The sequence below is a fragment of the Sodalis ligni genome (genome assembly GCF_016865525.2).
Classification (GTDB): Bacteria; Pseudomonadota; Gammaproteobacteria; order Enterobacterales; family Enterobacteriaceae; genus Acerihabitans; species Acerihabitans ligni.
The window spans coordinates 4,840,342-4,859,937 of sequence record NZ_CP075169.1; the positions used below are offsets into that span (position 1 = coordinate 4,840,342).

14 protein-coding genes and 1 pseudogene are annotated in these 19,596 nt (G+C 57.5%); 3 read left to right on the forward strand and 12 right to left on the reverse strand.

The annotated features are described in order from the left end of the window. Nucleotides 1-4: 4 nt before the first annotated feature. Nucleotides 5-913 (reverse strand): sulfate adenylyltransferase subunit CysD, encoded by a 909-nt coding sequence (gene cysD / locus GTU79_RS22685; protein ID WP_203523820.1) that lies wholly within the window; start codon nt 911-913, stop codon nt 5-7. A 10-nt stretch (nt 914-923) separates the two neighbouring features. Continuing rightward, nucleotides 924-2,375, reverse strand: coding sequence for a siroheme synthase CysG (cysG, locus tag GTU79_RS22690; protein ID WP_203523821.1), 1,452 nt, complete (start codon nt 2,373-2,375; stop codon nt 924-926). 260 nt (nt 2,376-2,635) lie between these two features. Between cysG and GTU79_RS22695 the strand changes: the two genes are divergently transcribed. Next, nucleotides 2,636-3,691, forward strand: coding sequence for an aminopeptidase (locus GTU79_RS22695; protein ID WP_203523822.1), 1,056 nt, complete (start codon nt 2,636-2,638; stop codon nt 3,689-3,691). A gap of 57 nt (nt 3,692-3,748) precedes the next feature. Here GTU79_RS22695 and GTU79_RS22700 read toward each other — a convergent pair whose 3' ends face one another. The 4 genes from GTU79_RS22700 to cysJ all read right to left on the reverse strand — a co-directional run bounded on the left by GTU79_RS22700 (nt 3,749) and on the right by cysJ (nt 9,152). Continuing rightward, nucleotides 3,749-4,009, reverse strand: a complete 261-nt coding sequence (locus GTU79_RS22700; RefSeq protein WP_132926140.1) for a hypothetical protein — start codon at nt 4,007-4,009, stop codon at nt 3,749-3,751. Nucleotides 4,010-4,898: 889 nt separating this feature from the next. Then, a complete protein-coding gene (locus tag GTU79_RS22705) occupies nt 4,899-5,633 on the reverse strand; it encodes a phosphoadenylyl-sulfate reductase (protein WP_203523823.1) in 735 nt (244 codons plus the stop codon). 13 nt (nt 5,634-5,646) lie between these two features. Beyond that, nucleotides 5,647-7,347 (reverse strand): assimilatory sulfite reductase (NADPH) hemoprotein subunit, encoded by a 1,701-nt coding sequence (gene cysI / locus GTU79_RS22710; RefSeq protein ID WP_203523824.1) that lies wholly within the window; start codon nt 7,345-7,347, stop codon nt 5,647-5,649. Then, a complete protein-coding gene (gene cysJ, locus GTU79_RS22715; RefSeq protein WP_203523825.1) occupies nt 7,347-9,152 on the reverse strand; it encodes an NADPH-dependent assimilatory sulfite reductase flavoprotein subunit in 1,806 nt (601 codons plus the stop codon). Before cysJ ends, cysI begins: the two co-directional genes overlap by 1 nt. 342 nt (nt 9,153-9,494) lie before the next feature. Between cysJ and queD the strand changes: the two genes are divergently transcribed. Then, nucleotides 9,495-9,863, forward strand: a complete 369-nt coding sequence (queD, locus tag GTU79_RS22720; protein ID WP_165934302.1) for a 6-carboxytetrahydropterin synthase QueD — start codon at nt 9,495-9,497, stop codon at nt 9,861-9,863. Between the two features lie 92 nt (nt 9,864-9,955). On the opposite strand, the gene GTU79_RS22725 is transcribed toward queD, so the two are convergent. After that, nucleotides 9,956-10,900 (reverse strand): LysR family transcriptional regulator, encoded by a 945-nt coding sequence (locus tag GTU79_RS22725; protein ID WP_203523826.1) that lies wholly within the window; start codon nt 10,898-10,900, stop codon nt 9,956-9,958. 155 nt (nt 10,901-11,055) lie between these two features. Between GTU79_RS22725 and GTU79_RS22730 the strand changes: the two genes are divergently transcribed. After that, nucleotides 11,056-12,078 (forward strand): zinc-dependent alcohol dehydrogenase family protein, encoded by a 1,023-nt coding sequence (locus GTU79_RS22730; protein ID WP_203523827.1) that lies wholly within the window; start codon nt 11,056-11,058, stop codon nt 12,076-12,078. Between the two features lie 28 nt (nt 12,079-12,106). On the opposite strand, the gene queE is transcribed toward GTU79_RS22730, so the two are convergent. The 5 genes and pseudogenes from queE to relA all read right to left on the reverse strand — a co-directional run bounded on the left by queE (nt 12,107) and on the right by relA (nt 19,590). After that, nucleotides 12,107-12,778: a 7-carboxy-7-deazaguanine synthase QueE gene (gene queE, locus GTU79_RS22735; protein ID WP_132926129.1), complete on the reverse strand. Its 672-nt coding sequence runs from the start codon at nt 12,776-12,778 to the stop codon at nt 12,107-12,109. Nucleotides 12,779-13,254: 476 nt separating this feature from the next. After that, the gene (gene eno, locus GTU79_RS22740) at nt 13,255-14,556 is read right to left on the reverse strand and encodes a phosphopyruvate hydratase (protein ID WP_132926127.1); all 1,302 of its coding nucleotides are present in this window, start codon (nt 14,554-14,556) and stop codon (nt 13,255-13,257) included. A gap of 83 nt (nt 14,557-14,639) precedes the next feature. Beyond that, a pseudogene (gene pyrG / locus GTU79_RS22745) lies at nt 14,640-16,276 on the reverse strand (glutamine hydrolyzing CTP synthase). A 265-nt stretch (nt 16,277-16,541) separates the two neighbouring features. Then, nucleotides 16,542-17,354: a nucleoside triphosphate pyrophosphohydrolase gene (gene mazG, locus GTU79_RS22750; RefSeq protein ID WP_203523828.1), complete on the reverse strand. Its 813-nt coding sequence runs from the start codon at nt 17,352-17,354 to the stop codon at nt 16,542-16,544. A 1-nt stretch (nt 17,355) separates the two neighbouring features. Beyond that, nucleotides 17,356-19,590, reverse strand: a complete 2,235-nt coding sequence (gene relA, locus GTU79_RS22755) for a GTP diphosphokinase (RefSeq protein ID WP_132926122.1) — start codon at nt 19,588-19,590, stop codon at nt 17,356-17,358. Nucleotides 19,591-19,596: the final 6 nt, after the last annotated feature.

Below are 19,596 nucleotides of genomic sequence, written 5' to 3' on the forward strand. Positions count from 1 at the left end.
CTCCTTAAAAATAACCCTGACGCTTTTTCAGTTCCATCGATCCGGATTGATCGCGGTCGATTACTCGGCCCTGCCGTTCGCTGGTGGTGGCCACCAGCATCTCCTCAATGATTTCCGGCAGGGTGCGGGCGTTGGATTCCACCGCGCCGGTGAGCGGCCAGCAGCCCAGGGTGCGAAAACGCACCATCCGCTGGGCAATCACTTCACCGGGTTGTAAATTGATGCGGTCGTCGTCCACCATCATCAGCATGCCGTCGCGTTCCAGGATTGGACGAGGCTTAGCCAGATAAAGCGGCACGATTTCGATATTTTCCAAAAAGATGTACTGCCAGATATCCAGCTCGGTCCAGTTGGAGAGCGGGAATACCCGGATGCTTTCCCCTTTGTTGATTTGGCCGTTGTAGTTGCGCCACAGCTCGGGACGCTGGTTTTTCGGGTCCCAGCGGTGCAGGCGATCGCGAAAGGAGTAAATGCGTTCCTTGGCGCGGGACTTTTCCTCATCGCGCCGCGCGCCGCCAAAGGCGGCATCGAAACCGTATTTATTCAGCGCCTGCTTCAGCCCTTCGGTTTTCATGATGTCGGTGTGTTTGGCGCTGCCGTGAATAAAGGGATTGATCCCCATGGCGACCCCATCCGGATTGCGATGGACCAGTAATTCAAGGCCATAGGCTTTGGCGGTATAGTCCCGGAACTCATACATTTCGCGAAATTTCCAGCCGGTATCCACGTGCAGCAGCGGGAACGGCAGCGTGCCGGGAAAGAACGCCTTGCGCGCCAGATGCAGCATGACCGACGAGTCTTTGCCGATGGAGTACATCATCACGGGATTAGCGAATTCAGCGGCGACTTCACGGATGATATGGATACTTTCCGCCTCCAGTTGCCGCAAATGAGTGAGTCGTTGTTGATCCATATTTACATCCTCAAGCCAGATTGACCAACGACGCGCGTTTCTGCGCCGCTAAAGCTGTTTGTCCGAACCAGGCGATTTCGTCATGCAGGGAGACGACTTCGCCGATAATCAGCAAGGCCGGTGTCGGCGCCTGTTGCGCCAGGTCAGCGAGTTTTTCCAGCGTGCCGGTGAAAACCTGCTGATCCGGCCGGGTGCCGCGGCCGATAACCGCCACCGGCGTGAGCGGCGATCGGCCGTGTTTGATGAGCTGCCGGCTGATTTCGGCCGCTTTCATCACTCCCATATAAATCGCCAGCGTTTGCCGGCCGCGGGCCAGGGCCGGCCAATCCAGCTGTTCGCCCCCGGGGCGCAGATGGCCGGTGATAAAAGTCACGCTTTGGGCATGATCCCGGTGGGTCAGCGCGATGCCGGCGTAGGCGGCGGCACCGGCGGCGGCGGTCACGCCGGGCACCACCTGGAATGGAATGCCGGCGGCGGCCACCGCCTGCAGCTCTTCGCCGCCGCGGCCGAATATAAAGGGGTCGCCGCCTTTGAGGCGCACCACCCGTTTGCCCTGCCGCGCATGAAGAATAAGCAGCCGATTGATCTCTTCCTGGGCCATGGAGTGGGCGCCGCACCGTTTTCCCACGGCAATCCGCTCGGCATCGCGCCGCACCAGTTCCAGGATGTCCTCGCTCACCAGGTTATCGAACAGTACCACGTCCGCCTGTTGAATCAGTTGCAGGCCGCGCAGGGTCATCAGCCCGCTATCGCCGGGGCCGGCCCCCACCAGCGCAACGTCGCCCCCGGCTTCTGCTTCGGCGGTCAGGCCCTGTTGCAGCGCTTCCTCGGCATTGGCTGTCAGCCCTTGTTGCAAGACTTCCTCGGCATTAACAAGCTGCCCCTGCGCCACCAGGGTGGCGAAGCGGCCGTCAAGAGCCTTTTCCCAAAAACGGCGGCGCCCGGCAACCGAAGGGATATGCCGTTTGACCCGTTCACGCCAGGCACCGGCAATATCCGCCATCGGCCCGAGGAACGACGGCAGCAGCGATTCCAGCTTTTCCCGCAGGATACGCACCAGCACCGGCGCTTTCCCGCCGGAGGAGATGGCAACGGTTATCGGCGACCGATCGACAATGGAGGGAAAAATAAAGGAGCATAAGGGCTGGCAGTCCACCACATTGACCAATATCCGGCGCTTATCGGCCGCGGCAAAGACCTCGGCATTGAGATCCCCATCATCGGTGGCGGCAATCGCCAGGAAAACGCCCTCCAGCATATCTTCGGAAAATTCCTGGCCAAGCCAGTGGATAACCTTCAACTGCGCCTGTTGTTCCAGTTCGGGCAACAGCCGGCGCGCAACCACCCTGACCTGCGCGCCGGCGCGCAGCAGCAATTGGATTTTACGCGCGGCAACATCGCCTCCGCCGACAACCAGCACAGGGCGTTGCCTGAGATCGGCAAACAGAGGTAAATAATCCACGGCAACCTTTAACGATGTGACTTAGCAATAAAATGACTATACGTCTTGCAGATAGGTTCTATTAAATTCTTAATTGGAATTACATTTGCTTTAATGGAATAACGCTGCAATTGACATACGGCCGCCGAAGCGCAACCAATCGTGCGGTAAGCGCCATAAGCCGGAGGGTACAAATTGTGTTAGCCCTGCGGGCGTTACATACTATACCCAGTGAGTAGCGGCAATACAGACAGCCGCATCGATTAACAAGGAAAAGGTTTATGTTTCACCTCGGTCGCATTACGCGAACCAGGTTCGTGGGCCACAGTAAGCGCGCCAGGCTCGTTCTGGGCTTAAGCGGTTTGCTGACGGTATGTCTGCCGGCCTTCGCGGCGCCAGACCATTATGCGCAAGAGCAGATGCGCTATATCGCCACCTATTTCCCCGGGCGCATGGCGGGAAGTCCGGCTGAATTGATGGCTGCGGAATACCTGCAGCGGCGCCTGGCGCAGATGGGTTATCAAAGCAATCTGCGTACCTTTAATACCCGATACCAATTTCATGGCAGCGACGGCAAGGCCGACTGGCGCAAGATTTCCGCCACCTCGGTGATTGCCGCCAAAGCCGGCGCCACCGGCGGCGAAATCTTGGTCATTGCCCATTCAGATACGTTTATGCCGCGCAGCGACGGCGATCTGAATAACAATCTTGGGGGATTAACCTTGCAGGGGGTGGACGATAATGCCTCCGGCGTCGGCGTCATGCTCGATCTGGCCCGGCGGCTCGGGCCGGTTCCCCTCGCGGTAGGGGTGCGTTTCGTGGCGCTCAGCGCCGGCGAACCCGAGACCCTGGGGGCCGAGGATTATCTACAGCGGATGACGCCGCAGGAAAAGCGCAATACTCTGTTGGTGATTAATCTTGATAGCCTGATCGGCGGCGAAAAACTGCGGGTGGACTACAGTCCGGACAGCGGCGACAGCCGTCTGCTGGGGCTGGTTAAAGACCTGGGAACCCGGGCGCGACAGGCGGGCATTCCGTTGATACTCAATACCGGCATCCGCGCCGCCGCCGAATGCAGCACCGACGCCCTGCCCTTCGCCAAAGCCGGCTTCGCGGTACTGGATGTCGGTTCGGGCATCGCCGGAAACCGATGCCGTGAACGCAACGTCAGCCGCAATTTCCCCCACGGCATGGTGCGTTACCAGAGTCCCCTCGATAATCTGACCTACCTGGATCGCCACCTCACCGGCCAAATGGGTAAACGCGCCCGGGATAGCTTGGCGCTGCTCGGACCGATGCTGGAAAGACTCACCGGGGCAGATAAGCCCAAGGGATAATCGCCGGCAACGGTGCGTGGTTCGCCCGCCGCCGGCTAACTTACACTTACCGGGGGATTATTTAGTCCCAATGGCGTTACCGGACCAGAAAGGCGCGCCCATGCCCGTTTTCACCTCGCCGCTCATCTTTGAGGCCTGCGGCTGGGCGGCGGCGGTCTTTTGGCTTGCGGTGACGACCGGCGCGGGTTTGGGCCGTTTGAAATCATCCATCATATTGCCGGTCCAGAACGGAGCAACGATCGGATCGGCGAAGACCACGTCTGAGAAAAGAATAGGTATTGCGATGAAAACGCCGGCGATACAAAATTTTATGTTCATGATATAACCCGTCAGATTGAATGAATGTTAAAAGATAATGGCCAACGTAGTGCGGCATGCCGGCATGGCGTCATTTATCCGTCTGGCCGCTAGCGTTAAAAATGAAGGTAATCCGGCGCGTTGAAAAGTTCGTCCAGGTAACAATTTTCTTTGAGGTTTTCTGATATTTATTCAAAGACAGACTATTTAGTGCCGTTATTATTCCATTAAAGAAAAATAATCCCTTGTAATGTAAGTTCTGCGTAAAAATCATGAAGAAATTAAGGATTAAGTATGATTTGTGTCAGACTTGGCAAGGCGGATGAATGAGCGTCCTGTCGCATCACAAGATAAGATATTAAGAAAATCATGGGCTTTCAATAGACATTGCAGCACAACTGGAAGCAGCGGGAAACAATCAGCAAATATAAGACCAAAAAAATTCATCTGCCTGTCACAAATAAGGCCGTTAGGCGGGGTTTGGGGAAAAGAGCATACGCAGATGCCGATTTTAACGATCGTACAATTATGAATAGCGACATATTAATTTACATGAGGTCATGATGAATGACCGGTAAAACCAAGGTACATAAAGATATATTTATTCTTAGATTTGTTTCAGTCAGTTATATTTAAACAAAGATTTATCATACTTCAGCATGCTGAATAATTCGCCACCAAGGCTCTGCAATAATTTAAACCTATAAATAGATTAGCGGGATTTATTAATATACCCTAAATAATTCGAGTTGCAGGAAGGCGGCGACGCCGCGACAAATCTGCCGGGAACAGATTTGAACGCGATTCGTCGCGGCCCCGATAGGGGCGAGGCTCATGGATAAGCCGAGTATTGCCAACACACCTGCAACTTATACCGTGAAAAGGCGGCACGGCAGGTTTTACCACGAACTCAGCCCTCGTGCAGGCCGCATTCCCGCTTCAGGCCGAAAAAGCGGGTTTCCTCTTCGCTCATACCCGGCTCCCATTTGCGTGTGGTGTGGGTATCCCCCACCGAAAGATAACCCTGTTCCCACAGCGGATGGTAATCCAGGCCATGCTGCTTCAGATACTGGTACACCTGGCGGTTATCCCAGTCGATAATCGGCAGCAGCTTGAATACGCCGCGCTGGATAGCCAGCACCGGCAGGCGGGCGCGGCTGCCGGACTGCTCCCGGCGCAGGCCGGCCAGCCAGCTTTGCGCCTGCAGCTGGCTCAGCGCCCGGTTCATGGGCTCGACTTTATTCATTTGGTTATATTGCTCGATACCTTCCACCCCCTGCTCCCACAGCTTGCCGTAGCGGGCTTCCTGCCAGGCGGGGGACAGCTGTGCGCGAAAGACCTGCAGGTTAAGCTGCAATTTTTCGGTCAGGGCGTCGATAAACTGATAGGTTTCCGGGAACAAATAACCGGTATCGGTGAGGATCACCGGGATATTCAGCCGTTGTCGGGTGACCAGATGCAGACACACCGCCGCCTGGATGCCGAAACTGGACGACAGCACCACTTCCCCCGGCAGGTTGTCCAGCGCCCAGCCCACCCTCTGTTCGGCGGTCAGCGCCTCCAGCCGAAGGTTGATATCGGCCAGGGCCTCCGTCTGTTGCGCCTTATCCAGCGCGTTAAGGCTGTTCAGATTCAGTTCGGTCATAGAAACCCCCGGGTTAATCGTAGAAGTCGCGGGCCGGATCGATAACCGGCTTGACGATACCGGCACGCAAGACAAAATCGCCAAAGGCTTCCTGCGGCTGGCGCTCGGCGGCCCAGCGGCCGGTCGTATCATCAATAATCTTTAAAATCTCGCTGTCGGTGATATTTTCCCGGTACATGCGCGGAATACGCACACCGCTGCGATCGCCGCCCAGATAGAGGTTATAGCGGCCGACGGCTTTGCCCACCAGGCCGATTTCCGCCAGCATGGAACGGCCGCAGCTGTTGGGGCAGCCGGTCACCCTTAAAATGATCTCGTCGTTCGCCAGTCCGTGGGCCGACATGATCCCTTCCACTTGGGTCACGAACCCCGGCAGAAAACGCTCCGCTTCCGCCATGGCCAGCGGACAGGTCGGGAACGCCACGCAGGCCATTGAGGCCTTGCGCTGCGGAGTCACGTCGTCATTGATCAGGCCGTATTGCCGTGCCAGCGCTTCGATTTTGGCTTTATCACGGGTCGCCACGCCGGCGACAATCAGGTTTTGGTTGGCGGTCAGCCGGAAATCCCCTTTATGGATACGGGCGATCTCCGCCATCCCGGTTTTGAGCAATCGGTCCGGATAATCCAGTATACGGCCGTTTTCAATAAAGAGGGTAAGATGCCAGCGGTTTTCCACCCCTTTGACCCAGCCGAAACGATCGCCCCGTTCGGTAAAATGATAAGGGCGGATGGGTTCGAATTGAATGCCGGCGCGCCTTTCCACTTCCGCTTTGAACGCCTCAACCCCCACCCGTTCCAAGGTATATTTGGTGCGGGCATTTTTGCGATTGGAACGGTTGCCCCAGTCGCGCTGGACGCCCACCACCGCCTCGGCGAACGCCAGGGTGTGCTCCGCCGGAATGTAGCCGAATTCGCTGGCGGCGCGGGGATAGGTGGAGGTATCGCCATGGGTCATGGCCAGGCCGCCCCCCACCAGGACATTAAAGCCGACTAATTGCCCCTGTTCGCTGATGGCCACGAAGTTAAGATCGTGGGCATAGGCATCCACATCGTTCAGGGGCGGTACAACTACCGTGGTTTTGAACTTGCGCGGCAGATAAGCGGGCCCGAGAATCGGTTCGGAATCGGTGGTTTCGCTTTTTTCACCATCCAGCCAAACTTCGGCGTAGGCATGGGTTCTGGGCAGCAGATGCTCGGATATTTTTTTCGCCCATTCATAGGCTTGCTGATGCAGCACAGACTCCACCGGGTTGGCGCTGCACATCACGTTGCGGTTAACGTCGCCGGCGGTGGCGATGGAATCCAGTCCCAGCCGGTGCAGCATCTGATGCGCTTTCTTCAAATGGGGCTTAAGCACACCGTGGAACTGAAAGGTCTGGCGGGTGGTGAGACGAATGCTGCCGTACAGGGTATCCGAGGCGGCGAACTCATCGATGGCCAGCCATTGCTTAGGGGTGATAATCCCCCCCGGCAGGCGGCAGCGCAGCATCATATTGATAAGCGGCTCCAGCTTCTGCTCGGCCCGTTCGGCACGCAGATCGCGGTCATCCTGCTGATACATGCCGTGAAAGCGGATCAGCTGGAAATTATCGCTGGTAAATCCGCCGGTTAACGTGTCGTTAAGATCTTCGGCGATGGTACCGCGCAGAAAATTGCTCTGCCCTTTTATCCGCTCATTATCGGACAGGGGCGGGGAAGGTTTTTTTTCACTCATTAATAGACGTCCCGCTGATAACGGCGCTCAACGCGCAGTTCACTTAAAAATTCATCGGCCTGTTCAGTATCCATGCCGCCGTGTTCGGCCACCAGTTGCAGCAATGCCTGCTCGACGTCCTTTGCCATATGATTGGCATCGCCGCAAACATAAATATGCGCGCCCTGCTGGAGCCAGCGCCAGACTTCCGCGCCTTGCTCACACAACCGATCCTGGACATAAATTTTCTGGGCCTGATCCCGGGACCAGGCGAGATCTATCCGGGTGAGCAATCCCTCTTTTTTATAGCGTTGCCATTCCACCTGATACAGGAAATCATCGGTAAAATGCGGGTTGCCGAAAAACAGCCAGTTCTTGCCGGTGGCGCCATCCGCTTCCCGCTGCTGCATAAACGCGCGAAACGGGGCGATGCCGGTGCCGGGACCAATCATGATGACCGGCGTGTCGCCGCTCTCGGGCAGGCGGAAATTATCATTATGCTCGATAAAAACGCGCACCTGACCATCTTCCGCCAGCCGATCCGCCAGATATCCGGACGCTCCGCCGGCGCGGGCCCGTCCGTCCACCTCATAACGCACGGCGGCGACGGTAATGTGCACCTCGTCTTCCGTCTCGGCCTGTGACGACGCGATGGAATAGAGGCGCGGCGTCAGCGGTCTGAGCAAGCCCAGCAGCTGCTCCGGGGTCAGCTCCGCCGGCGCCTGCCGGACCATATCCACGATGGGCGTGGTCTGGGCATAGTGCTGCAGCGCGGCTTTATCGGCCGTAAGGGACAGCAATCCCTCATCACGGGCCAGGGCGGCGTATTTTTCCACGATGACGGTGGTATTCTGGGTCAGTTCAATATGGCCGCGCAGGGCCTCCGCCAGGGGCATCAGCGTGCCGTCCACCTGCACCGGCTGCTCGCCTTTGAGCCACAGCAGTTCCAACAGCTCATCCACCAGGGCCGGGTCATTTTCAAACCAGACGCCCAGGGCATCACCCGGCTGATAACGCAGGCCGGAATCCCCCAGCGAAATTTCCAGGTGCCGGATATCTTTTACCGACCGGCGGCTGGTGATTTTTTGATTTACCGACAGCGTCGCCGCCAGCGGCTGCTCTTTGGTATAAGGCGTCGCATCCACTTGGTCCAGGGCGCCGCTCAGGGTCTGTTGCTGCCCCGCCGGGCTTTCCCGCGGGATCCGCTCTTTGAGCAGCGCTACGATATCCTTGCGCCAGGCTTCCGCCACGGCCTGATATTCCACATCGGCATCAACCCGGTCATGCAGCCGTTGCCCGCCGAGCTCCGCCAGGCGCTGATCAAAATCCTTGCCGATTTTGGCAAAATGCTCATATGAGGTATCCCCCAGACCGAATACGGCAAACTGGGTATCATCCAGGCGCGGCGCCTTTTTCGAAAACAGGTATTTATAGAGGGCCACCGCTTCTTCCGGCGGATCCCCCTCGCCCTGGGTGGAGGCGATAATCACCAGGAGCTTTTCCTGGGCGATATTCTTGAATCGATAGTCGCCGGCGTTCACCAGATTGACATCCAGCTGGGCGGCTATCAGGGCATCCCGCAGCTGTTCGGCCAGCCGCCGCGCATTGCCGGTTTGCGAGGCGGACAGCAACGTGACGGACTGAGCCTTGGGCTGGGCCGGCGCCGCGGCGGCTACCGCCGTGACCGGTTGCTGGACCTGCCCCCAAAAGTAACCGGATAGCCAGGCCATTTGCAAGGGTGAGAGGTCGCCGGTGGCGGCTTGCAAACGGGCCAATTGTTCCGGATCCAACGGGAGCAAAGAAGTGGGTGGAGCCTGAGTCGTCATTGCTGCTGAATTTCCTTATGCTTACCGGGATAGCCGGGCATTTATTATGGGATCGTTAGAGTTTGTAAGGTTACCCAGTGTGATGCAATCTATAAAAGATGCGATGGCAATAATAAATAACCAAATAGCCTAAAGAGTAATTTCGGTTAAACTTATCGATTAAAGTAATAACCCCCTGTCCGCTCCTGCCAAAAGGGATGGGGACGGTGACCGCAAGCGACGAAAATCCAGGACATGCGCCGGGCAAAGCGGTAAAAGTGCATTAGAATTGCGGCTAATTATTGCATGGCAAGATTTGCGGTATTTCTGTACCATGCAACGTTCGTTTTTTAAAGAGGCCCCATCGTGGTAACCACGTTATTTAAAGATTTTACCTTTGAGGCGGCGCACCGTCTGCCCCATGTGCCCGACGGCCATAAATGCGGCCGCCTGCACGGGCATTCGTTTATGGTGCGAGTGGAAATTACCGGCCCGGTGGATCCCCATTCCGGCTGGGTAATGGATTTCGGTGAATTGAAGACCCTGTTCAGCCCGGTGCTGGAACAGCTGGATCACTATTATCTGAACGATATTCCCGGCCTTGAGAATCCCACCAGCGAAATCCTCGCCCGCTGGATTTGGCGCCAGCTGAAGCCGCGCTTGCCGTTGCTTAGCGCCATCATGGTGAAGGAAACCTGCACCGCCGGCTGTATTTACCGCGGTGAAGAGTAATAACCCCTTTACCTCGCTGCTTTATCTCGCTGCTCTATCTCGCTGCTCTATCCCAACGACAGCACCCATGGCGATATGGAACACGCATTTCGTCATGGCTTGCGCGTCTGCGCCGGCGCAGCCATATCCCCCGGCGCCAGGGGCGAAGCCGGCAGCTTGATAAAGTCGATGAAGGCTCTTAGCGCCGCGGGCATATGCGGCTTGCTGGGATAATAGAGATAAAATCCCGCAAAGGGCTTGCACCAGCTCTCCAGCACCTGGATAAGCTCCCCGCTCTTTATGCGGGCCGCCACGAAGCTTTCGGGAAGGAATGCCAGCCCCGTGCCTTGCAGCGCCGCCGTCAGCAGCAGGTCCGTGTCGTTGGCGGTCACCACGCTATCCACATCGACGTCGATAGACTCGCCGTGACCTTCAAAGTGCCAGCGAAACAAAGCGCCGGTTTCACTCCACCGATAGGTTATGCACACATGATTGCGAATGTCCCGGGGCGTCTGAGGAAAGGATCGGCTCGAGAAATAAGCCGGTGTGCCGACCACGGCCATCCGCAGATCCGGCGTCAACCTGACCGCAACCATATCCTGCTGTACCAAATCCCCCGAGCGAATTCCGGCATCGAAACCCCCGGCCACAACGTCGGTGAGGTTGTCATCAATCACCAGGTCAAGCCTGACTCCGGGGTATTGCGACAAGAAGCCGGAGAGGCTCGGCGTTACGACAAGGCGGGCGGCGATGCGCGGCAGGTTCACGCGCACAACGCCCCTCGGCTGCACCTGATAGGCGCCCACATCCCGCACGGCGCCTTCCATGTCGGCGATGGCGGGGCGCAAACGGTCGGATAACGCCTGCCCGGCGTGAGTGGGCGCGACGCTCCGGGTTGTGCGGTTGAGCAGCCTCGCCCCCAGCCGCTCCTCTAGGGATCGGATGGTATGGCTAAGGGCGGAAGGGGATAAGCCCAGCCGCTTCGCGGCCCGCCGAAAGCTCCTTTCCTCCGCAACGGCCATAAAGGCCATCAGCTCGGCATATTCCGCTCCCTTCATAGAGTTGTCTCACATTCACCAGTCTGTGCAAACTATACCGCATTATCATGCACAATCCAGCGTGTTAGATTGTGGGTACATTCATGCAGGGGCCTCTGAACAGCGGATAACACCGAGGAAAACCCTTAGCCCACAACCCGCAACGAGAGTGAGAAATGACTGAGACCATGAGACGCTGGGAGATGGACGCAATCGGTCTAAACAGGCTGGAACTGAGGGAAGTTCCGCTACCGAAGCCGGGACGGGGGGAAGTGCTGGTTAAAGTGGCGGCCGTTTCACTCAATTATCGCGATAAAATGGTGATCGAGAACGGCCGCGGCTTGCCCATTGCTTTTCCCTTCACTCCCGGCTCCGACCTGGCGGGAACGGTGGTCGCCCTCGGCGAGAGCGCCATCCGCTTTAGCATCGGCGACCGCGTGATTTCCGTCATTACGCCCGACTGGATCGACGGGGTCCGTAAAGGCAACGCCCGCACGCCATCCTACCGGACCCTCGGCGGCTATTACCCCGGCGTGTTGGCGGAATATGTCGCCTTCCCGGAAGCCTGGTTCGTCCGGGCGCCGGCTACGCTGGAGGATGCCCAGGCCAGCACGTTGCCCTGCGCCGGCCTTACCGCCTGGTTCGCCCTGGTGGAGCGCGGCCACCTGCGGGCCGGTGAAACGGTACTGGTGGAAGGTACCGGCGGCGTCGCGCTGTTCGGCCTGCAAATCGCCAAGGCCCATGGGGCCGAAGCGATCGTTTCCGGCAGCGCCGGCAAGCTCGCCCGCGCCAAGGCGCTGGGGGCGAACCATGTCATCGATCGCAGACAGGATGATTGGGTGGAGGCGGTGCTCAAGGCAACCGGCGATCGCGGCGCCGATCACATTCTGGAGCTGGTGGGCGGTCCGCATCTCGGCAAGGCCGTGCAAGCCTCGGCGGTAGGCGGGCGCATCTCTTTAATAGGCGCGCTGGAGGGATTCGAGGCGACGACGCCGTCCGCGCCGTTAATGTTCAAGGACGTAACCATCCAGGGTATCGGCACCGGCCATCGCCGTGGGCTGGAAGACCTGGTGAGAGCCGTCGACGGGACCGGGCTGAAGCCGGTCATCGATAAGTGTTATCCCATGGCCTATCTGTCCGCGGCGCTGGAGCATCTCGACCGGGGCGCTTTCGGCAAGATAGTGATTGAGATGCCGTAAAAATTTAAAACATTACGCACGCCATGAATCAGGCAATATTCAGATATTTATGGGTTTGCATGGATAAGCGCCAGTTGCGGGCGATACAGGTTTCGATGCACAGCCGGGTGGCGGCTTCTTGTTGACTCACCGGCTGCAGGGCGATAATGCGCGGCTTGTCATCATCCAGCGTGGCCAGCAGCGCTTCCAGCTGTTCAATATCGCGCTCTCGCGCCACCGGATGCTTGATTTCATCGGCACGCTGCAGCGCCTGCGGCAGGATCTCCAGCCCGCCGCGCATCCCCACTTTCGGCGATACCGTCACCCAGGTCTGGCTGGTGCAGCGCACTTCATGGGTGCCGCTGGTTTCAATCTGGCAGCTGTAACCCTGCTGCTCCAGCATCTGGGTCAGCGCAAAGAGATCGTGCAGGCAGGGTTCGCCGCCGGTTATCACCACATGGCGGGCGGTATAGCCCTGTTGCGTGATAATCTCCAGCATCTCCTCCGTCGATACCAGGGCCCATTTCGCGCTGTCCGCGGTTTTCAGCGGGATATCCCCCACCGGCACTTCCTCGAGGGGATCTTGTTGCCAGGTGTGTTTGGTATCGCACCAGCTGCAGCCCACCGGGCAGCCTTGCAGACGGATAAAAATCGCGGGCACGCCGGTGAAGTAGCCTTCACCCTGGAGGGTCTGAAACAGTTCGTTGAGCGGGTACTGCATGTTTTTCTCGATTGATGTCACATCAAATAGGGCGCTGATTATTACAGATTAGGCGGCTTAGGCCAAACCCGCGATGATTTCCGGCATAAAGCGCGACATTCGGCGGATGTTATCTTCCACCGCTTCACCGGCGGGTCGAAATTGTGGCGGGCAGAGTAACACTAATCGATAACGGAAGGTAACACGTTAATTGCAAAGCGGCGGTTAAGGGATGTATAGCGTTGGTAAGTAAGAGGATGATGAAAATTCTAAAAGAATGTGGCGCAGACGACTAACAAATATGCACGGAGTCAACAAGGCGGGACAGGATGCTGGAAGAGTAAACCGTCCACGCCATGGAATGGATGGCGTGGATCGAGCCTACAGGGACGGATTCACGGCGTGTTTACGATCTAGCATCCTGTCCCGACCGGGCACTATGCCAGTAGGCTCAAAAGCCCCACCACAATGGGGCTTTGACTACCGGCACCAAGATTTTACGCCTGGCCTTTCACTTCTTTCAGACCGTTGAAAGGAGCGCGTGAACCCAACGCTTCTTCGATACGGATCAGTTGGTTGTATTTAGCGACGCGATCGGAACGGCTCATGGAACCGGTCTTGATCTGGCCGGCCGCGGTGCCTACTGCCAGGTCGGCAATGGTGGCATCTTCGGTTTCGCCGGAACGGTGGGAGATGATGGTGGTGTAACCGGCATCTTTCGCCATCTTGATGGCGGCCAGGGTTTCAGTCAAAGAACCGATCTGGTTGAATTTGATCAGGATGGAGTTGGCAATGCCTTTTTCAATACCTTCTTTCAGGATCTTGGTATTGGTTACAAACAGGTCGTCGCCCACCAGCTGGATTTTGTCGCCCAGCACTTTGGTCTGGTAAGCAAAACCGTCCCAATCGGATTCATCAAGGCCGTCTTCGATGGACTTGATGGGATAGGTATGGGTCAGGCCTTCCAGATAATGGGTAAATTCTTCAGAAGTGAAGGTTTTGCCTTCGCCCTTCAGCTCATATTTACCGGTTTCTTTGTTATAGAATTCGGACGCGGCGCAGTCCATGGCCAGGGTGATATCTTTACCCAGCACATAACCGGCTTTCTCAACGGCTTCCTTGATGGCGGCCAGGGCGGCGGAGTTGGATTCCAGGTTCGGCGCATAGCCGCCTTCGTCACCCACCGCGGTGTTCAGACCTTTGGACTTCAGGACTTTGGCCAGGTTATGGAAAACTTCGGAACCCATACGGATGGCTTCTTTAACGGTCTTCGCGCCTACCGGCTGAATCATGAATTCCTGGATGTCGACGTTGTTGTCGGCATGTTCGCCGCCGTTGATGATGTTCATCATCGGCAACGGCATGGAGAATTTGCCCGGGGTGCCGTTCAGTTCGGCGATATGTTCGTACAGCGGGATGCCCTTGGACGCGGCGGCAGCCTTGGCGGCGGCCAGTGATACGGCCAGAATGGCATTGGCGCCGAATTTGGATTTGTTTTCAGTGCCGTCGAGATCGATCATGATCTTGTCGAGAGCGGCCTGGTCTTTAGCGTCTTTACCCAGCAAGGCTTCGGCAATCGGGCCGTTAACAGCGCCAACCGCTTTGGTCACGCCTTTACCCAGGAAACGGGATTTGTCGCCGTCACGCAGTTCAAGCGCTTCGCGTGAACCGGTGGAAGCGCCCGACGGCGCAGCGGCCAAACCAACAAAACCACCTTCCAGATGCACTTCTGCTTCAACAGTCGGATTTCCGCGTGAGTCGATGATTTCACGGCCGATGATTTTTACAATTTTGGACATTAGTATTTCCTCAGTACAAGTTAAAACAAAATTCTGGACGAACCCCGCGCGCCGGGGTACGGCACGCCGATCATACGTCGTTTTTATTTCATTTGACGCTTTTGAAACTCGCCGGCAGCCTTCACAAAGCCCGTAAACAGCGGATGACCGTCGCGGGGCGTCGAGGTGAACTCCGGATGGAACTGGCAGGCCACGAACCACGGGTGATCCGGGTATTCAATCATTTCCACCAGTTGGTTATCCCCCGACAGACCGGCAACGCGCATGCCGGCGGCTTCAATCGGCTTAAGCAGCATATTATTGACTTCATAGCGATGACGGTGGCGTTCAACGATGGTCGGTTCGCCGTACATCGCCCGCACCAGGCTGCCTTCGGTAAGCTGGCAGGCCTGGCTGCCCAGACGCATGGTGCCGCCTAAATCGCTTTGTTCGCTGCGGACTTCAACGTTGCCGTTTTCATCGCGCCATTCAGTGATCAAGGCCACCACCGGGTACTTACAGTCTGGCACAAATTCAGTTGAGTTCGCATTTTCCATGCCCACCACGTGGCGGGCGAATTCGATTAACGCTACCTGCAGCCCTAAACAGATGCCGAGGTAAGGAATCTTCTTTTCGCGGGCATACTGCGCGGTGAGGATTTTGCCTTCCACCCCGCGATAGCCGAAACCACCCGGGATCAATATGGCATCGAGATTTTTCAGGATTTCCACGCCGCGGGTTTCAACGTCCTGCGAATCGATAAGCTTGATGTTTACCGTCAAACGGTTTTTCAGGCCGGCATGCTTCAGTGCTTCGATAACCGACTTGTAGGCGTCCGGCAGCTCGACATATTTGCCCACCATGCCGATGGTGACTTCGCCGCCCGGATTGGCTTCCTGGTAAACCACCTGTTCCCATTCAGACAGGTCCGCTTCCGGACAGTTCAAGCTGAATCGTTTACAAATATAATCGTCCAGGCCCTGTGATTTCAAGAGGGCCGGGATTTTATAAATGGAATCAACGTCTTTAAGGGATATAACTGCTTTTTCCGGCACATTGCAGAATAAAGCAATTTTTGCCCGCTCGTTATTGGGCACCGAACGATCGGAACGGCAGATCAGCACATCGGGCTGGATACCGATGGAGAGGAGCTCTTTCACCGAATGCTGGGTGGGCTTGGTTTTCACCTCGCCGGAAGCCGCCATATAGGGCACCAGGGTCAGGTGCATGTAGATGGTGTGCTCGCGTCCCACATCCACCGCCATCTGGCGGATGGCTTCCAGGAACGGCAGGGATTCGATATCCCCCACCGTGCCGCCGATTTCCACCAGCACCACGTCGTGGCCTTCGCCGCCTTCAATGATGCGTTCCTTGATGGCGTTGGTGATATGGGGGATAACCTGGATGGTGGCGCCGAGATAGTCGCCGCGGCGCTCTTTGCGCAGCACGTCGGAGTAGATGCGGCCGGTGGTGAAGTTGTTGCGCCGCGACATTTTGGTGCGGATGAAGCGCTCATAATGCCCCAGGTCCAAGTCGGTTTCCGCCCCGTCTTCGGTAACGAAAACCTCGCCGTGCTGGATCGGACTCATGGTGCCGGGATCCACATTGATATAAGGGTCCAGCTTCATGATGGTAACATTGAGTCCCCGGGCTTCGAGAATAGCCGCCAGGGAGGCCGCGGCAATACCTTTACCCAATGAGGACACAACCCCGCCGGTTACAAAATATAATTAGTTGTCATGCTGAACCTGAGAATTAGGGTGTAAAGACGGAATAACCAAGACGGGAAAACAGTATACCTGAAGCGCTAATCGGCCACAAACGTTCGTTTTGCTAAATGCGACGCCGGCACGGCAGTCACATGCCGGGTCGGGACAGGATGGCAGGGTAGCTATCAGTAAACCCGCCGTAAATCCATCCATGGCGCGGACGGTTTACTCCTCTACCATCCTGTCCTCCCTATTGACGCCGAGTACGTACGTCAGCTGTCTGCGAAGAACGCGTTGTTAGCCGGCGCTTTCCTGCTTTTTCACCTGCTGCCAGGCGGCTTCCATCTGGGTGAGAGAAGCCTGCTGCAGCGTCAGGCCCTGGGCGAGGATAATAGCTTCCACCTGGCGGAAGCGCCATTCGAACTTGCGGTTGGCCTTTTGCAGGGCGGTTTCGGCTTTTTTACCCAAATGGCGGGCAAGGTTTACCGTGGCGAACAGCAAATCGCCAAGCTCCTCCTCGAGTTTATCCTCATCCACCACCGCCTGGCGGGCTTCGTACATTACTTCCTCGATCTCTTCATGGACCTTGTCCACCACCGGGCCGAGTGAGGTCCAGTCAAAGCCTACCGCCGCGCAGCGCTGCTGGATTTTTTGCGCTTTCATCAGCGCCGGCAGGTTATCGGGAATATCGTCCATAGGCGACGTCCTGGCCTTTTCCGCCCGCTCCTGCGCCTTGAGGTTTTCCCACTGTCCCGGCCGGGCCGCTGAAATTTTGCCTTCGGCGTCCGGGAAAACGTGGGGATGGCGGTGCTCAAGCTTATCGCTGATGGCATCGCAGATATCGTCGAAATCAAACAAACCCTGTTCCCGCGCCAGCTCGGCGTAAAACACCACCTGAAACAGCAAATCCCCCAGTTCGCTGCGCAAATCGTCATAATCGCCCCGGGCAATGGCGTCCAGCACTTCATAGGTCTCTTCGAGAGTGTAAGGGGCCAGGGTATCGAAGGTCTGCCGCCGATCCCAGGGACAGCCGCCCCGCGGATCGCGCAGGCGGGTCATGATGCCCAGCAGCCGCTGCTGGGATGAAGAGGCGTTGACGATATCGGACATGTTATTCCCCGTGCAATCTGCGGGCGTCGATAACGTCCGGCAGCTGGTTCAGCTTGGACAGTACGCGCCCCAGCACCTGTAAATTATAAATTTCGATATCCATATCGATGGTGGCCAACTGCTGTTTGACGTCGCTGCGGCTGGCGACGCCCAGCACATTGACCTTTTCATTGGCCAGGATGGTGGTGATATCGCGCAGCAGGCCGCTGCGATCGTTGGCCACTACCCGCACCACCAGCGAATAGCCGCTGGAGTAGCTTTCCCCCCAGACCGCGTCGACAATGCGCTCCGGCGCGTTGGCCTGCAGGTCCGCCAACTGTTCACAGTCGGCGCGGTGAATGGAAATGCCGCGGCCGCGGGTGATAAAACCGATAATATCATCGCCGGGAATCGGCTGGCAGCAGCGGGCGATATGGTGCAGCAAGTTGCCCACCCCTTCCACCACTACCCGTCCGTTGTCCTTGGAGCGCGGCACCGCCGTGGCCTTGGGCGTCGTCAGCTGCTTGAGGGCCTCCCGATCCTGCTCTTCTGCGCTGGGCTGGTTGAGCTTGCCCTGCAGATAGTTGACCATCTGGTTGATGCGCACGTCCCCGCCGCCGATGGAGGCCAGCAGTTCATCCAGCGAGTTGACGTTATAGCGCGGCAACAGCAGCTTTTCCGCTTCCTTGATGCCAATGCCCAGATGCTCCAGCTCATCGTCCAGCAGCTGGCGGCCGGCCAGGATATTTTTGTCCCGATCCTGTTTGCGGAACCAGTTATGGATCTTCGAACGTCCCCGGCTGGTGGTGACATAGCCCAGGTTCGGGTTCAGCCAGTCGCGGCTGGGATTGGGATGCTTCTGGGTGATGATTTCCACCTGATCGCCCATACGCAGCTGATAGGTGAACGGCACGATGCGCCCGCTGATTTTGGCGCCGATGCAGCGGTGGCCCACATCGCTGTGGATATGGTAGGCAAAATCCAGCGGCGTGGAGCCGGCGGGCAGATCCACCACGTCCCCTTTGGGGGTGAAGACATAGACCCGGTCGTCGAACACCTGGCTGCGCACTTCGTCCAGTATCTCGCCGGAATCCGCCATCTCCTCCTGCCAGGCCAGCAGCTTACGGAGCCAGGCGATGCGCTCTTCATAGCCGGAACGCACGCCGGTGGTGACGGTGCCTTCTTTGTATTTCCAGTGCGCGGCCACGCCCAGCTCTGCATCCTCATGCATCTGCCGGGTGCGGATCTGGATTTCCAGCGTCTTGCCGCGCGGTCCCAGCACCACGGTATGAATGGATTGGTAGCCGTTGGGTTTGGGGTTGGCCACATAGTCGTCGAATTCGTCGGGCAGATGGCGAAAATGAGTGTGGACGATACCCAGGGCGGCGTAGCAATCCTGCAGCCGCTCCACCACCACCCGCACCGCGCGCACGTCGAACAGCTCATCGAATTCCAGCGACTTTTTCTGCATTTTGCGCCAAATGCTGTAGATGTGCTTCGGCCGGCCATAGATGTCGGCCTTGATGCCCTCTTCCTTCATGGCGCTGCGCAGCGAGGCGACGAAGTCCTCGATATACTGTTCGCGGTCTATACGGCGTTCATGCAGCAGCTTGGCGATGCGTTTGTATTCGTCGGGATGCAGATAGCGGAAGCAGAAGTCTTCCAGCTCCCACTTCAGTTGGCCGATGCCCAGGCGGTTGGCCAGGGGGGCGTAGATATTGGAGCTCTCTTTGGCCGCCAGCACCCGTTCGTCTTCCGGCGCGTCCTTCAGCTCCCGCAGATGGGCAATACGCTCCGCCAGCTTGATGACCACGCAGCGGAAATCCTCGACGATGGCCAGCAGCATGCGCCGGACATTATCCACCTGCTCCGGCGCCATGGAGTCGTTATGGGTGGCCTTGAGCTGGCGGATGGCGTCCATATCCCGCACGCCGTGCACCAAATCGACGATTTTTTTGCCGAACTGCTCCTCCAGCACCGACTCCGCCACCACATTGTCGTCCGCCAGGGGGAACAACAGCGCCGCGCACAGGCTGTCGCTGTCCATGCTGAGCATGGAGAGGATTTCCACCATTTCGATACCGCGCCATAATAACAGCGGGGCGTCGGGATGGTCTTTGCACTGCTGTTCGCAATAACGCCAGGTTTCGGCCAGCCGCTCACTTGATTGCGGGTTGGAAAGACCCAGACTGGCTACCCAGTCTTCCGGGACAAACTCGCCCGCCGTATTCAAATGCGCACTTCTTACCGCAACCATATCTTC